This is a genomic window from Ekhidna sp. ABH4_415 (assembly GCF_056161305.1).
On the sequence record NZ_JBSWYW010000009.1, the window covers coordinates 1 to 18,276 of the forward strand.

The following is an 18,276-nucleotide window of genomic DNA, read 5'->3' on the forward strand; positions in this document are numbered from 1 at the left end:
CCTATGATGAGCCGATGAACCCTGGGACCAATCCTACGATTACCTTTGGCAATAGCGGAAACTTCACCACAGCAGGTGATGGTGCCTGGTCAGGAGGAAATACGATCTGGACAGAAACCTTCAATCATAGTGGAGCCTCAGAACAATTCTTTACAGAGACTGCAGTAGTCACTTCTTCCAGTGGTGCAACGGACGTAGTAGGAAACGCCGATATTGGAGGTGGCTCCCCTTCCTTTGTGTTGGATACCCAATCACCTTCAGCAACGGTAACAGTAGATAGTGATCCGATCTTTCTAGGTGATTTGGCTCAAGTAGTTACCGTAACGTATGATGAGGCAATGAATCCGGGAACCAACCCGACCATTACTTTTAGTACAAGCGCCAATTTTACGACGGCAGGTGATGGTGGCTGGTCAGGAGGCAATACGATCTGGACAGAAACGTTTAATCATGATGGCACAGTAGAAGAAATTGGCGCAGAGACGGCCGTAGTGTCTTCTTCGAGCGGAGCTACCGACGTGGTGGGCAATGCAGATATTGGAGACACTTCACCTTCATTTGTGATTGACACTCAAATACCAACTTTCTCAGAAGCACGATCATTTGATACCAATCAAGATGGTTCTATTGATGAGATAGTATTAGTTTTTTCTGAAGATATTGATGAATCATCGGTGAATCCAGCTCATTTTATGATTGATGGATCAGCTGCCTCTTTCACGGTTGATATAACTCTACCGGCGAATAATGGGCAGGACATGAATCTTACAGACAACCTAGTCACATTGGTTCTTACCACTCCGATTGTCGGAACTACGGCAAAAACAGTTTCATATACAGCAGGAACTTTAGCAGATGAAGCTGGAAACCTTGCGGCTAGCAATGCATTCACTCCTGTTGATCTAGCTGGGCCCGCAATTCTTACCGCGGTAACTGGCGATGGAGGAACAGCAGATGCAATAAGTGGAGAGATTGATTTTATAACTGTAACGTTCTCTGAAAATATTAATGGGGGTACGCTTGATGCTAATGGAGGTGACTTTGTTATAACAGATGGTGCCTATACGTACACCGTTCCTGCTGGTCAGGTTATTTTTAATTCTCCGAATGGAGCTACGATTAACTTGAATGAAAGGGGAAGCCCTGACACAGGAGTTACACCTGATATTCAATTATTAGCTGGAGCGATAGCTGATGCAGAGCCAATAACGATAGCTGTTGCCCAAGATTTTACAGGAACTACTGATGGAGCAGCACCCGTGGTTTATGACTTTGAATTGCAAGGGGCAAATGCTTATGTGCAATTGGTATTCTCTGAAGAAGTCTACGCCAGTTCTAATCCTGGTATAGACAACATCACTCTTGGTTTATTCACTGTGATTGACGGGAATGTTGTTACAACTGATATTTCTGTATCAAGCTTAACTGATTTTTCTGGTGATCCCATCACGACTTCTGAGGATACCATTCAATTTTCATTACTTATTGATCCTGCTTTTGGAGATTATGATAATCCAGGTGATTTCGTTAATGTTAGTACTCAGAACGGGACACTAGAAGACCTGGTAGGCCTTGCACATACAACAGTGACCACTGGAAACCTTGTGTTGAATGATGTGACTACTGTGCCGATAGTCTCATCTGCGCAATGGGTAACGACTCAGGCATCACCTCTCCAAGGTTACATAGAATTGACCTTTTTAGATGGATTGTATAGAGATAATGACACGGATAGAAGTCCTCAAATGGCCAATTCCAATAATGGTCGTATCAATACAGGTGAATATACAAATGGGGATTCAGATTGTACATCAGATGAACTGTGTGTGGACTATACAGAAAATGGTTCACCAGTAGTAATTGGAGATGATAATAATACTGATATCGAGTGGCATGATGGTTCCGGGAATCGTTTATCTAATAATGATAATTATGCTGGTGCCATTTACAGGGTTCAGTTTAATGATATTTCTGAAGAATTCAGAGGAGTGGAGACCTATACATTTTCTCCAAGAAATGAGAACCAAATTAAAGGAAGAAGCAATGGTGCTAAAATGCCGGGAACCTACTCATTTGAATTTCCTTTACCTGACTTATATGCGAATGCCTTTAATAATGCAACTGCTACTGCTTATGATACGGATGGAGATGGTAATATTGATGAGGTTGAAGTGGTAATGCCTGATGGGATCGAAGATGCAACAGTAACACTTTCAGACTTTCAATTCAATTCCATCGTTCCTAGCGGATTTGATACTGGTAGTACTCCGAATGATGATACATTCCGATTGCTTTTTGATAGCTACACAGGAACTGCAGTTGTAGGTAATTTGGTCTATTCAGCAGGAACTCTAGAAGATGATGCTGAGGTGCTCGCTCCGTATTTGCCAAGTGGTAATTTATTCAATGGAGGATCAATAACTCCAGGTGATGCCGCAGGCCCAGTCATACTATCTGCGGAAACACAAGATACTGACTTGAATGGTAAGATTGACGAGCTATTAATTACCTATTCAGAGCCATTTAATGATATAGCTATAGCTGCCGGAAGCTTTACATTAGGGTCATCTTACACTACTGACGGATCGATCACTTTTGATGGAAATGCACAAACCATCAATTTAGGAGTTACTGAAATTGCAGGAGCAGGAGTTTATGATACCGATGTGACCTTCGACGTAAGTGTGATTGCAGATATTTTAGAAGATCAAACAGCTGGAGCTGCAAATAATATTGCACAAACATTTACGAATACTAGTGATGGGGCTGCTCCATATTCTACTGTTGATGTACTCAGCACGGCAGTTACAGATCCTCAGATTGATGGGGATATTGATGATATAAACGCAACAGTGTTAGTTTCAGTAGGAGGCAATACCGTAGGAGCAACAAATAACGGAGATGGTACCTGGACACTTGCGGCAGGATCATTGCCTTCAGACCTAACCACAGGAACGTATGACGTGGTGCTTACAACCATTGATGCAAATGCAAATATTGGTACGGATGATACAAATAATGAATTGACAATTACAGGTGGTGTGGTTATTACTCCTGCAGGGTTGGAATCAATGTGTGTGGGAGCTGACTTCCAATTAGTGACAGACCCTATCATCATCGCGGAAGCTCCAGCTACACCTGGCGGGTTTGGTTCTGCTGGAGATATCATTCTAAGCTTGCCTGTTGGCTTTGAGTTCGACATATCCGAAGTTCCTGCTTTAACCGGCAGCACGATTACAACTGACCTTGACAATACTGTCAACGTTACTTACGTAGGTACAACATCGCTTCGTATCGACATACCAACCTATAACTCCTCTAGTTCACAGGATGAAATTCGGATATCCAATCTTTGGGTGCGTGCGACAGGTTCTGCTGTCAGTCCTCCAGAAGATCTATACCGATCCGGCGGTGATTTATCCATTTCAGTAGGCAGCAATGTATATGGTACATTTGAGAGCAATCCGACTGAAGCTACTTTTACTAGCGTTCAGGAAACAGTAGGAAGCACTTTTGTGACTGAATGGGTAGCAAGCTATATTCCTACGGTAGTTATTCCGCACGGAGCTATTACCGTTGTTGGAAATGGATCTTTTGTAGACGATGAAACGGTTACTTTTTCTGGAGGTGCAACCGCACAAGTTTTGCCTGGATCCTCTACAGGAACACAGGTGACCATATATAATTTTAGCGATGTGGTTGCATCCGGAGAAACCATGACTGGAGCAGACGGTGATTTTGCGACTGTGTCTACTCCATTTGCAGGATCTGGATATTTAGCGCCTTTTGGATTTGTAGCTTCTCCAAATGGAATTGAAGCGCAGTGGTGGAATGCAACAACAGATACTTATATAACGAATGCTTCGTCAGTTACAAATACAGATTTAGGTATAACCGGACCCGGACTATATTCTATTGATGTCTACGACTACAATGGCACCTGTTTAAATGCACCGATGCGTCTCAAAGTTTTAGTTTACGAAGACATTGGACCAAGCCCTTTTGATGAAAACTCTTTTGTTGACAGAACGTTCGTTTCGGATAATGATCCTGTGACATTATATCTCTCTCAACCAGGTGGAACTACAGCTACGGTTACTGGAGCAGGAATAGCAGTTACAAATCCTTCAGCCACTGAGCTTGAGGTGATATTCGATCCATCAATTGTAGCTGCAGGAGGGACTACCCATGTAATTACATATTCAATATCGAATGATGTAACAGGTGATTCTTTTGATTTAACCACCAATTTTACTGTAAATGATCCATCACAAACTTATTTGGAACTTAATTTACCAACTGATGTACTTGGAGTTGATGATTTGCCAATTACGTTAACACTTGATGAGTCAAACTGGGAAGTTGGTCAGACATTGAACTTTAATCAATTTCTATATCAAGGTAATACTGCTAACTTTTTTCACTATGAAAATACCTACGTAAATAGTGGAAGACCTCCATACGTTGAAATCTTTGATCCGAGAAGTACACACTTCGACAACCCATTTGATTCGTGGAATAATTTTAAAAACACTGCGTTATATGGAAATAGTAGCGGAGGTCACGTTGAAATTCCTGATGGATCGGGAGTGGGCTTTGTTGCAAGAAGATATCTGAGTAATCCAGTCTTAGAAACCAGGCAGACATTGTTGGTTTATGGAGCTCCGCTTGTCTCAATTACGAACATAGATGCTGCCTATTGTTATAATGATGCTGGATTTAATTTAAACAGGGAGGTCACCTATGCAAGTGGTTTTGATGGGCCTATTGATGATCCGGCATTCAATTCGTCATTTACTCCAATCATAGAGAATGAAGCTGGAACTACTGACAATGGGTATTACATCTATGAGAAAAGCGCCACACCTACTCTTTCTGTTACCGCTGGTTCCTTGCTAAGCAATACCTATCAAACTTTCGTACCTGCTCTTAATGTCAGTGGAATCTATATGATCGATGTTTATGATGATGGCGCTGACGGGATCAACTTTATTGATGCACAGAATAGATACTTCAGACTCAGAGATGCTGGGGGCAATATTGTTGCTCAAATAGGAAATGTTCCTTTCAGAGAGAAAACCTTCTTTTTTGATGCATCAGATTACACTTTACCAATTACCGTAGAAGTTTACACGGATAATAATGGTGCTGAGCTGTCTTTTGATATCTATGAATACACCTTGTATGCAGATTTTTCCGAAGGGGGAGGAAATGAACAAAATGATTTTGACCCTTCAGATGTAAATCAAAATGGAACCGCCACTGATGTTGAAGGAGAAGACGGCACCTATAGAATCCTTTACGAAACAGAACCCCTTACCCCAGCCGATATTGTAGGGTACTCGGTTCATGAGGTAGTGATTTATCCGCCTGCTACAAATCCTGATTTGTTTACCAACCATGATGCGAATTGGAATGGAGCAGTATGGTATGACAATACCGATATGAACAATAGCATGTCCACGATCATGATGGAGTTTTGTAATGTCGCTGACATGAGCTTTATTGTTGGAGATGATATTGCAGGGGATTATAATTATAATTGGTATTGGGCAGATCAGACAAGTCTTTTACAAGGAAACCAGGGATTTATTCCTGTAGCTACTGCTTTTGATGATCCCAATACTGGAGGTACGCAGGTGCCTACTCCCGGAACTGTGACTACCTTCTGGTTTGAACGTATTGAAAATGGGTGTGTTTCCCCACTGCGAAAAATCGAAGTTTTTATTTATGATGATACAGATGTTCCTGTTCCAGTAACTAATGGGAATAATGAGGACGTATCCGGTGATGGAAGTAGATATGTTTATGAGTTTTGTTCTGACGCTGGCTATAGTCCTATTTTATTAAATACATTGGATGCCTCTCTTTCAAATCCAAATGCTTCCCCAGGTCATGATAATGCTTATTTTAATATTTATGATGCCAGTAATGTATTGATAAACACTATTTCATCAAGTACACTAAATGCTGCTGATTTTGGAGGGCTAGCTGCGAATAACATAACCAAGACTATATTTATTTCCCAAGTATGGAATGATGCTTCTGCCATTGGAGGGATTAATTGGCAGGGAAATACCTTTAGTGGCTGTGAAAGTGAACTAGTTCAGTTTGATATTACCGTACTCTCAGTTCCTCCAGCGCCAAACAATAGTGACATTGCTGCTCTGTCAGCACCTGAAATACATATTTGCGAAGGAGAATCTTTTGATAACCTTCAGTTGTCCAATGCAGGTATTGATGAATACGTGCTATATGAAGTGGGAATTGGCGAAGTGCTAAGAATAACAAATGGAGACGTTCTTAATATTGATGATCTTGAAAGTTCTGCATCAACTTTTGATAGAGACATTGTAGATGTATACGACTTTCAATTGACAAGAATAGCTCAAATAGGTGATGAGACTACTTTTCCTGGTTGTGAAAGTAATCCTGTTAATTTCACCATAGAGGTCCATGCTATTGAAACAGAAGTTCTCACAATTACTCCTAGCATTACTATAGTTGATCAAAACGCAGGAGATGATGTGCTTTATAATATTTGTATCTCTGGGCATGATCCTTTGGCTACATTAGATGTATCTTCAAGTTACACTCCTGATGCCTCGAAGGAATATATTTGGTATCAAACTGACTTAAATGGCGATAATGAAACCTTTTTGTTTACAACCGCAGGAGATGCAGCCAGTGGACCTACATTCGATGATTTGGGCATGGGTTTATCCGATGTTTCCGACGGCAGTGTAAGATATTTTGAAGTTACTCAGCGTACAGATATTGATGATGCAATTGATGGATATGTGGGATGTGAAGGTCCCCCAATATTTATTCAAGTTGAGTTTTCAGATCTTGATGAGCTGACCGTGACTATGCCGAGCTCAACTGTAGGTCCTACTACATTTACTAATGAGTATTGTTATGATGATTCGCGTGGAGATTTCCAAATGGTGTTAAATGAAGACGGAACACCAGTGTTGAGTGGTGATATAACGCACTATGAGGTAAGGTTGACAGGAACTACAACGGTGATTGATCTTGATCCTGGGGCTCCTGTCGTTCCAGCAACCGGTACCGGATTCCCGACAGTGGATTTGGATTCTTGGTTTATAGCTGGAGGAGGAGATACGGATTTCCTAGGAGGGCCATCGGTCGTTTTGGATGTTTATTTTGAGTATGATGCTCCGGGGGTTAATTGTATTGGTACTCATATAGAAACATTAACCTTATACCCAGATCCTGATATTTCATTTACATTAAATGGAATAGATGCTGATAATCAAGAATTTTGCTACGATGAGACAGGAATTGAATTGCAAGGAACATTATCTGATGGAACATTGCTACTTTCCGGAGCATTTACGGTTGATGGAGCAGCGGCATCTACCACGCAAGGAAAAGCTGTTATAGATGCAGATACTTATCAGGGAACCGGTCCTGGCGATGAATATAATCCTCAGCAAAGTTATTTGATAGAGTATACTTATACATCAACTGCAGGTTGTGAATATTCTGTAACTAAAAATATGATTATAAACCCTCTTCCTGAAGTGGTAGGCGAAACGATTAACTCAGTGACGGCTTGTGCTGATGAGACAGTGGTGCTGGAGGTTCCATTGGCAGGAGGACTCAATGTGGCGGATTATACGTTTGACTGGTATATCAATGCTGCTTTTGAAGGTACCATCGTAGGTGATAATCAGCTAAGTTCAAATAACATCGCAGGTACTTCGAATGTGAGAGTGGATATTACTCACAATACACGGGGATGTTTTAAGTCAATTTCCACGTCAATCACCGTTGGGGTAGCACCAGTACCGGCCATTTCATGGGTGGGTACAACAGCTAATTGTCCAACTGGCACTGATTTTAGAATTACCGAGGATAACGCCACCCTACCGGATGGTGATGTGAACTACGTTGAGTTTTTTGTAAATGGTGTTTCACAATTTGTTGAAACAAATCCAACCTTCCCACTCAACTACAACTATAATACAGGTTCACCTGGCTATAGCTTTACTGGGGCTGGTAACTACCCATTAAGACTAATTATGAGAACAACTGCCGGATGTGAAGTTGATCTTACAACGCGAAGCATTGATATCATTGATCATATACCGAGTATTACTACATATACTGAAGATTTTGAATCGGGTGCTGGTGGATGGACGATTGAGACGCTTTCACTGGATGGAAAAGAAAATACGTTGACTACATCATGGGAAATCGGAACCAATGTTCCTGATTCAACAGGAGGCACTACTTTTGACGGATCCAATGCAGTTTATACGAATGGTTACCAATCATCGGAAGTTTCATTTGTTTATTCACCATCCTTTGATTTATCAGCGTTTTCGGCTCCAACCATTAGCTTCATGCGATATGAAGACTTTGAAACATTCAGGGATGGCGTTGTTTTTCAGATGTCTGTGGATGATGGCCGAACATGGGTCAATGTTGGTGGTTTTAATGATTCTCAGCCAGCAGGACTGAAGTCCACGCCAAACTGGTATAACAGAGAAGCAATTACAAGTGCACCGGGTACCTCATCCCCAGGACCATTATCGAATGCAAATAACGCGCAGGGAATAGGCTGGGCATTGGATAGTGACTGGAAAGAGGCTATTGCACCTTTAGCCATACCGGCAGGTCAGGAACAATATGTGAGGTTCCGCTTTGCTTTGGCTGCCCAGGCTACACCAAAAACGAAAAATGGTTTTGCTTTTGACCTGGTTCAAATTTACGAACGAGAGCAGGTGGTGCTAATCGAGCAATTCTCCTCTACACTGAGTCAGGCTAGTTATGATATCAATGGAGTAATCGATAATGCAGCCATATTCAATGGTAATGATGTATTAAGAATCAACTATTTCACTGATTTTGCGAATAGTGGGGCAGATAAAGACGTTCTTAACCAACGAAATACTTCGGCACCTGGAGCAAGAAGCTCATACTACGGTATTGAAGATATCCCAAGTATGTCAATTTCCGGTGATGCACAATACATCGGGAATGCCGCGCAGCTGGCAGGCAGTATAGCTGCCCAGTTGACCAATGCCAAATTGGTTAACCCGGGGTTTGATATTAACATCAATGCTTCGATTGATGCTGATAATGTATTGACGGTTGGAGCGGACTTCACGGCTATATCAGAATTGACTAACCCTAATACCAAACTTGGGTTGTTCCTGGCGATTCTGGAACCGGAAATCACAGTCGACAACACCATGGGGCCCATTGGACTGTATCAGGTGAATGATGTCATTACCAATGTAATGCGTAAAATGCTGCCTAGTCCGGCAGGTCAGTTCGAACAAGGAGCCGTAGCAGTGAATGATGTTCTGAGTATTCAAAACATGACCTGGCCAATATCCAATATGTATGTGATGGATACGCTGACCATTGTTGCTTATGTTCAGAATTTAAGAACAAAGCAAGTGTTGCAATCTACCGTGCTGGGTTTATCTAATCCGAATACACAGCTTGCTCTTGGTTTGGATGAATTGACTGATTTCTCTGTGTATCCTAACCCGGCCGATAAGGAAGTAACGGTAGATTTTGCAGACATACTGAGAGAGAAAACGGAATGGGTGATCTTTGATCAGGCGGGTAGAGAGGTGCTGAAAGGTGAGCTGGAAAAAGGAACCAAAACCATGACGGTTCAAACAAGTGAGATGCCTTCGGGCTTGTACTTCATCCATCTGTTTGCGGAAGATCGCAAGAGACAATCCAAGCGAATTATGGTGATTCACTAGGAGAGTACATTAATTAAAAAGAAAGCCCCTGATGACTATTCATCAGGGGCTTTTTACTTTTATGTCTATGCCGGATTTATTCCGGCATCTTCCAGTTATTCCACACCTTTTTAGATCCTTCGCTTCACTCAGAATGATATTAAAGACTTAGTATATCACGTTATCATCGGTGCTGTTCTAAGAGTTTCCAATGTTTGTCGATTAGCTATATTTAATTCTCAGCATTTAGTGTTTTATCACCAGCTTCTGCTCACTTGCAGTACCAAGGGCTGTTTGAATTCTAAGGAGGTAGACACCATCTATGATATTTGAAGTATCAATCGTGATGGAATTTGAGTTTCCATTTTCGAATACTGCAACCTCATTTCCTTTCAGATCGAAGATACTGATTGTGGCATTGTGCACATCTCCAGCAAGCTCAATAAAATCACTGGCTGGGTTAGGGTAGAGGATGTATTCAAATGATGCCTCCGTGTTGAGTACGATTTCTGATGATTCTTCCTCTCCAGTTTGAGCCATAACAGGTGGGGGCGGGCAATTCAGCGCGTCTCCAATGATGGTCCAATTGTAAGTGTTGATTAGAACATTACGGCCTGTGTCGTTACAATATTCGAGTCCACCTGCACCTAGTTCAATGTTCGCTGGAATTTGAGATTCACCAACATTTAAGGTAGACCAGCCTATCAGCAAAGCATCATAATTAGCTTGAGATATTCCTGAATTGTCGAACATGTGATCCATTGGTTGATGCGTTATCAATGGGGTCACAATGATCCGGGCACTACTAATATCCCAATCAGATAGATTTTGATCGAATGCGGTTGCACCGGCAAACATTTCAGAGAAATCCTCTATGGCACCTGTGTTCCATCCACCAATATTTTGATTAAAGGAAGTAGCATTTCTAAACATTCTATAAGTGTTTTTGACATTATCAACGTTCCAAGTACTGATGTCTTGATTGAATGATATTGCGCCTTCAAACAAGCTTGAAATGAAGGTTACATTACTTACATCCCATGCACTGATATCTTGATCAAAGAGGATTGCATCTTTGAACAAGCCGGACATAGAGGTGACATTGCTTACATTCCATGTGCTGATATCCTGATTAAAGGAAGTCGCTCCGCTAAAAAGTTGTGACATGGCGATAACATTGCTAACATCCCAATTGCTAAGGTTTCCATTAAATGAAGTAGCATTAAAGAACATTCTCGACAGGTCGGATAGGTTAGCAAAATTCGGAATGTCATTTGCTACCATCGTCAAATTTGAACAACCATTAAATGCATTGTTCATAGAGATCCATGGTTGGCTTCCCCATTGATCAATACTTAGGATTTTATCCTTATCTCCAGTTCCATTAAAGTAAATCCGTGGAAAATCGCCCCAAATTGTAAGCTGATAAGTACCACCTACAGGAAAGTCAATTACGCCATCTCCATCAAAGACCTGCGAACTTCCACTATTGGACGAATTCCCTACTTCCTCCCAATCTACACGATATTGATATCCACCATCTCTAGTGGGGATAATCACTTGATTACTTGCTGAAGTACCTGAATTATCTGTTTTCCATGTGGTAATAAATGGAGTGAATCCGGGGCATACTCGTAAATCTCCTCTTATGGTCCAACTATTCGAATTTATCAAGGAATTTCTCGCAATATTGCCATTACAAAAGATGAGACCGTCCGCATCGAGATAAACGCCTTGGGGAATTCCAATTTCATCTCCATCCAGAGTATTCCACCCAATCAACGTTGCATCATAATTTTCAACTGATAGATTAGTATTCGTAAGTAAACCAGATAAATCAAATAGAAATGGAGAGAGATTCCAGTCACCTAAATTCTGATCAAATGAAGAAGCTCCATTAAGCATGTTTGCGAAAATTCTGATATTCGAGACATCCCATAAACTAATGTCTTGATTGAAACTGGATGCATTTCTAAACATTTCAGCTAGAGATATTACATTGCCTAAATCCCAAGATGTTATATCGCCATTAAAATTTGTAGCATTAGCGAACATTGAGCTAACGGATGTAAAACTGCTAGTATTCCAATTATTTAAGTTTTGATTAAAAGATAAAGCACCGCTAAACATTCCGGTTGCATTATCCAAACTACTAACATTCCAATTATCAATTGATTGGTTGAATAAGCTTGCATTTAAGAACATGTAGGACATATTCAAAACATTGCTCACATCCCATGTGCTTATGTTTTGGTCAAACGCATGAGCATAGCTGAACATATTTGACATATTTGTTACAGCACTTACATCCCAGTTTGTGATATCTTGATTAAATGCTGAGGCTTGATAAAAAATGTAAGACATGTCATTTACTGTGCTGACGTTCCAGTGCCCAATGGGGTCATTAAGAACAAATGCATCATAGAACATATATGACATGTCATTTACTCTGGATAAATCTGGTGCATCTAACGCAGGTATGGTAAGATTTTTACATCCCATAAATGCATGACTCATAGAATTCCAGTTAGCATCGCCCCATTGTTCTATTGAAAGTATTTTTTCTTTGTCTCCATTATTATTGAAGTAAACTTGATTAAATAGACCGGAGATTTCTACGCGGTAGGTTCCAGAGCTCGGAAAATCGATTGTAGCGTTTCCATCAAATGGTCCTATTCCTCCTTTATTGGATGCATTACCAACTTCCTCCCAATTCACATAATAATTATAGTCTGTTCCATTTGTGGGGATTGAAATTTGTGTGACAGATGAAGTTCCAGGATTGTCAGTTTTCCAAGTTGTTATGAAGGGTTGCCCCGAACAAACAGAGCCATCATCAAAAAAGGTCCAATTGAAACTGTTTTCTAATGTCGCTCTAGAACTCGCGCTGCTACAGTATTGAAGGCCTAAGGCCGTGAGAACTATATTAACTGGGATCTGATTTTCTCCGGCATCCAGTCTAGCCCACCCTATTATGGTTCTGTCATAATTTTTGACGCTAAGTCCTGAGTTCGATAGCATATTTGACATATTGGTAGCACTACTTATATCCCATGAACCAATATCCTGATTAAAAGAAGTAGCGCCAGAAAACATCTCATTAAAATTGGATATGTTTTCTACATTCCAATTTGTGACGTCAGGAATGGTCAAGGCATTTTTAAACATTTCTGACATATCCAGGATGCTGGAAGTGTTCCAGGCTTGGAGATCACCTTGTATAGCAGCTCCTTCAAACATGCTTTTCAGAGTCGTAACCTTGGTTAAATCTGGAGTTTCAGAAGTGGTTAAATCTATATTCCATACACCCTTAAACATTTCTTCCATTGAAAGCCATTGATTGTCGCCCCATTGATCCACTGAGATCAACTTACCTGCATCCGATCCTGCTTTAAATGCAGGGAACACTCCAGAAATTGAAATTTGATAGGTTCCGGAAACAGGGAAAGTGATTGTAGCTGTATTGTTGAAAGGACCTTCCGATCCAGTGGAAGTTGGATCGTTGACATTAACCCAATCAACATAGAAGCTGTAAATATTCTTGTTGTCAGGAAAAAGAAAATTAGCTTCATATAGAATATCATCGTTGATATTTATTGTTATCTGATTATCAGCTGACCCTCCTATGTTATCAGATTTCCAGGTTGTTATGAAAGGTGTACTCATTGCACAGCCATAACCAGCATCATTGATATTCCAGTCGAATGATTGCAAAAGGATATCTCTGAATTCATCAGATTCACAATAAACTAAGTTGATTGCATCTAAAGTAACGTTACTTTGCAAAGAGCCTAAATTGGACCATCCTTCCAGCAATAAATCATAGTTTCCAGTACGCAAGCCACTGTTCGATAGCATGTCCACCATGCTGGTAACATTCTGAACATCCCAGCTTCCTAAATTCTGATCAAATGAACTAGCATTTTGAAAGGTAGCAGCCATAGTAGATACATTGCCTACATTCCAGCTTCCAATATTCTGGTTGAACGAGGTTGCATTCCTGAACATAATAGACATGTCAGTAACATTATCAACTTGCCATGACCCTATATTTTGATTAAATGAAGCCGCATTTTCGAACATGTATGACATATCTACCACACTACTTACATTCCAGGTACTTAAGTCTTGATTAAAGTTTGTGGCATCTTTAAATAAGCTAGACATGTCGGTTACCGTACTGGTATTCCAGGTTTGTAAACTCTGATTTAATTGAGAAGCACCTTCAAACATGGCATGCATGTCTGACACCATTGATAAATCTGGATCGTCAGATGCATTAATGACTAAATTGCTACATCCTTCAAAAGCAGAATTCATGCTTGTCCATTCTATGTCTCCCCATTGTTCGACCGAGAGCAATTTTTCTTTATCACCTCCATCATTAAAGTATATCCTTGGGAATTCACCGGAGATCATTATTTCATACTCACCGGGTGCTGGAAATGCTCTAAATGTCATGCTTCCAGTATAAATATTATTGAATGTCACAAACTCCGGTTCACCAATCTTTCTATAACCAACCTTATAGCGATAGCCTGATCCCACCGTTGGTATCGTTATTTCATCATTGGCACTGGTGCCAGGGTTATCCGTCTTCCACCTTGTAATGAATGGGCGCGTACTTGGACAAAACCTTCCATCATCATTCAAAGTCCAGTATAAGTTATTAACTAAATACTGATGAGCTGCATCACCTTCACAATAATGTTGTTCAAAATCACCAATATTTAATCCAGTTGGTGTTGTTGGATTGGCAGCCCAACCAATCAATATTTGATCATAAGTTGGAATCGATATGGCACTTCGAAAGAATATATTGCCCAGATTGACAACATTAGAGATATCCCAAGTGCCTATGTTCCCGTTAAATGAGCTGGCATAGCTGAACATACTGCTCAGGTTGGTAACATTATTTGTTATCCAGCTGCTAAGGTCCTGGTTGAAAGCACTGGCTCCCATAAACATGGAAGACATATCTGTGACATTGGATACATTCCACGAGCTTATATCTCCATTGAACGCGGTTGCATTTTGAAACATATTTCTCATGTTCGAGACAGCACTTACGTTCCACAATTGTAAATCCTGATTAAATGAGCTGGCATCCTTAAACATAAAGGACATATTGGTCACACTACTAACACTCCAACCCCCTATGTCTTGGTTGAAGGATGATGCATTATTAAACATGTACGACATGTTTACAACATTACCCACATCCCAATTTCCGATATTCTGATTGAAGGAAGGAGTGTTGTTAAACATGTATGACATGTTTAGGACACTACTTACATTCCATGAGCTAATTATGCCATTAAAGGCCGTGGCATGACTAAACATACTTGCCATATTACTCACATTGCCAGTATTCCATGTGTTTAAATTTTGATTAAAAGAAGATGCATTAGAGAATAAGAAGGACATGTCTGTTACGTTGCTTACATCCCAATGATCTATCGCATCATTAAAACTGGCCGCTCCTGCTAAAGCATATGACATGTCCGAAACCTGGCTCAGGTCAGGGCCGTCTTCGGCATTTATAGATAAATTGCTACATCCGTAAAAAGCTTTGTTCATGGAAGTCCATGATATATTGCCCCATTGTTCTATTGAAAGAATTTTGTATCGGTCTCCACGATTGTCAAAATAAATCCTTGGAAAATCCCCTTTTATGAAAACGATATATTCTCCAGCCACTGGAAGGTTAATGGTGGTGCTTCCATGAAATGGTCCATCAACTCCGCTTAACGACGGGTCACTTTTATTTACCCACTTCACCGTGTAATTATAGCCACTTCCGGATGTTGGAATGTTTATTTGGGTGTTGGCTGATTGACCCTGATTATCTGTTTTCCATCTGGTTATGAAAGCATCTCTAAATACCTCCTCCGTCATTCTTGAAAAGAACTCACCATCCGATGCTTTGGCCTGAAATCCCTGAGTCAACTTCAACTGATCCAAAACAAGGTAGGAGACTCCTTCATTTTGGTTCTTGCTGGCATTGCCTACTATCTCAACAGTTTGTCCAAATAGTGAAGTAACCCAGCATAATATGGCTAACGAAATAAGTAGCTTTTTCATCTGTTCTAGTTTATGGTCACTACTTATTTACCTGAAGATGGACGTTCTTCTAATTGCTCCAGCTTTTTTTTCAGCAATTCAATCTCTTCCGATTGCCTGATCATGTAAAGTGTCAACTCTTCAATTTTTTCCAGGAGAATTTTGTTCATTTCTCCAACCTCAATGCCTTCCTCTTTTACTTCTTCGGCCGATGGTACATTAGGTAAATGATGATTTTCTTGAATGAATGCCTTCAGGTCAAGAATGGAAAGCAGTTTGTATTTTTCATCAAAGACATAATCCGGCCAGTCTCCTTCAAATTGAATAAGCACCTCTTCAGCCACAATTTCACCACCAACTGAAAGTTCATAATCCGTCTTTGTGGAAACGGTACCTATACTGACCTGACCGGTGGAGAAGGAGATATTACCTGATGTTTCAGTCCAGATTCCTCCTTCGCTATTATTGATTCGTGTGTTTATTTCATCTAAGGCTGCACTCACGTCGCTAGCAGTCAGTCCCGAAATTGAGGTAAATGGAACCTCACCTGCTGACTGATTATCGGTATTATCTAAAAAGCTGGATAAGTCAACAGTGGTTGCATCATTTGTGAGAGATAGGATATTTCCAGACAAGGTTAGGTCTTGATTGTCCGTATTTATGGATGCAAGATTCACTGTCTTGGTCGCCTGACCATCTGACTCCAGGGATAGACTTAAAGTAGTGCCGGATAAGGAGAATACATCAATCACCTGGTCATCGGTATTCACTCCCGTAACGTTCAATTTACCCCCCGACCAGTTCAGCCCTGTCCCTGCAATCTGGGATCCCCTTTGAGTGTATGCTGTGTTCCAATTGTTGGAATTTCCGCCGCTAGCCTTGATCGCACCATTCACATCGAGCTTATATCCTGAAGCAGGAGCGGTAGTTCCAATGCCTACATTTCCAGAGGCATTTATTATTCCGCCACCTCCAGAAGTCCATGAAAAAGTATTTCCTCTTAGATGAATATTATCTCCACTACCTGCACCTAGGTATGTATTTGTGGAGTATAAGTAGGTAGCAGGACTCGAACTTTGTACATAAAACTGATCAGGTGTTGCAATCCTGTTTGCTTGATCACGGTAGAAATATGAGTCTGAACTGCCAATAAATACTTTGCCTTCCGTAGTAAAGTCTCCTTTTATTTGCATATGGCCCTGGGTATTAATCGCCGCAACAGGCGTTGCTCCTGACACACCCCATGTCCAACCTCTGTTTGCGTTATTATTCATGTTCATTTTGATTGAATAATCTTGCACTGGCCCATAATGGTTTTCAGATACATTTCCCATATGAATTTTATAGTCATTGCTATTCCAGAATCTCAACCCTCTACCATGGCCTGCTTTTACATCAAAGTAATTGGCATCTACGTTACCTAGATTAGCATTTGATCCAGATTTATAGTAACCAGCGGAGGCATGATCCCCCCAGGTGTACGCAGTGTTCCAGTTATTTGAATTTCCACCTTGAGCCGTGATTATTCCGCCCGCAGAGAAATTGCCCGACAAGGCAGAATTTCCAGACGTATTGACATAAAACCGATCACCACCAGGACCTACCTGGAAAGTCCCATCTGTTCGCATGGTTCCTGTATTATGATAAAAACTTTTATTGCCATAGGTTCTGATCCAGGTACCATCTTGCATATAAATACCTCCTCCATGAGTACCATTGTACCAACCGGTGCTTCCATAAGATCTGTGCCATCCTGCATTGTTGTCAATGACTGTGTTACCATCTACTTGTATTTTATCAGAAGTAAGCAGTGATCCGGAGATTCGTGTTGTACCACTTACATCTAATTTATATGCAGGATTCGTATTGCCAATACCCACATTGCCAGTGTAATAAACTTCATTATTTACTTCAGTCCATGGGGAAGAGGAGCCACCGCCGGAACCTTGGGTAACAGAAACTTGGTGCGTATCCAAGAGATTGCCATTTTCAAAATAACTAATAGTGTATGATCCTGCAGAATTCCAGTGAACTGTTATACTATGAGTACCCTGTCCACTAAAAATATTGCCACCAGGTGAAATTGACCAAGAGGAATTTTGAGCAAGCGTGTTAACTGAGTATGTAGATTGTTGGCCAGTAGTTGCAGTTGTAGGTCCACTTATAGTTGTTTGAGCAAAAGCAACCAGCCAGCCCATGGCAAGGCCAATAAATAAGAGATTTTTTTTCATGTGATTAGGTATTAGTGAGTGTTAATTATGAATATCTGTCACAGACAGTCTATTCAAATGTAACTTAAAGTACGCTAGAAAGTCTTCAAACGAAGAACCAATGTATAAGCAGTCCTATTTAGAGGATAAGCTGTAGTGTTCATTGAACGAACAGTATTTTAATGGTGGCGTTCATACCCCAAAAAGCCCCTGATGATATTTCATCAGGGGCTTTTTAGATTCTATTCATGTCGTCTTCGACAAGCTCAGAC

General features: G+C 40.7%; 3 protein-coding genes. 1 reads left to right on the forward strand and 2 read right to left on the reverse strand.

All coding sequences use genetic code 11. The annotated features are described in order from the left end of the window. Positions 1–14: 14 nt before the first annotated feature. Entirely contained in the window at positions 15–9,752 is a 9,738-nt protein-coding gene (locus tag ACXAH9_RS15405) for a T9SS type A sorting domain-containing protein (protein ID WP_474895749.1), read from the forward strand. A gap of 225 nt (positions 9,753–9,977) precedes the next feature. On the opposite strand, the gene ACXAH9_RS15410 is transcribed toward ACXAH9_RS15405, so the two are convergent. Next, positions 9,978–15,815 carry a BspA family leucine-rich repeat surface protein gene (locus ACXAH9_RS15410; protein WP_474895750.1) on the reverse strand — a complete coding sequence of 1,946 codons (5,838 nt, stop codon included), beginning with the start codon at positions 15,813–15,815 and terminating at the stop codon, positions 9,978–9,980. Positions 15,816–15,838: 23 nt separating this feature from the next. Then, positions 15,839–18,025: a hypothetical protein gene (locus ACXAH9_RS15415; protein ID WP_474895751.1), complete on the reverse strand. Its 2,187-nt coding sequence runs from the start codon at positions 18,023–18,025 to the stop codon at positions 15,839–15,841. Positions 18,026–18,276 lie beyond the last annotated feature (251 nt).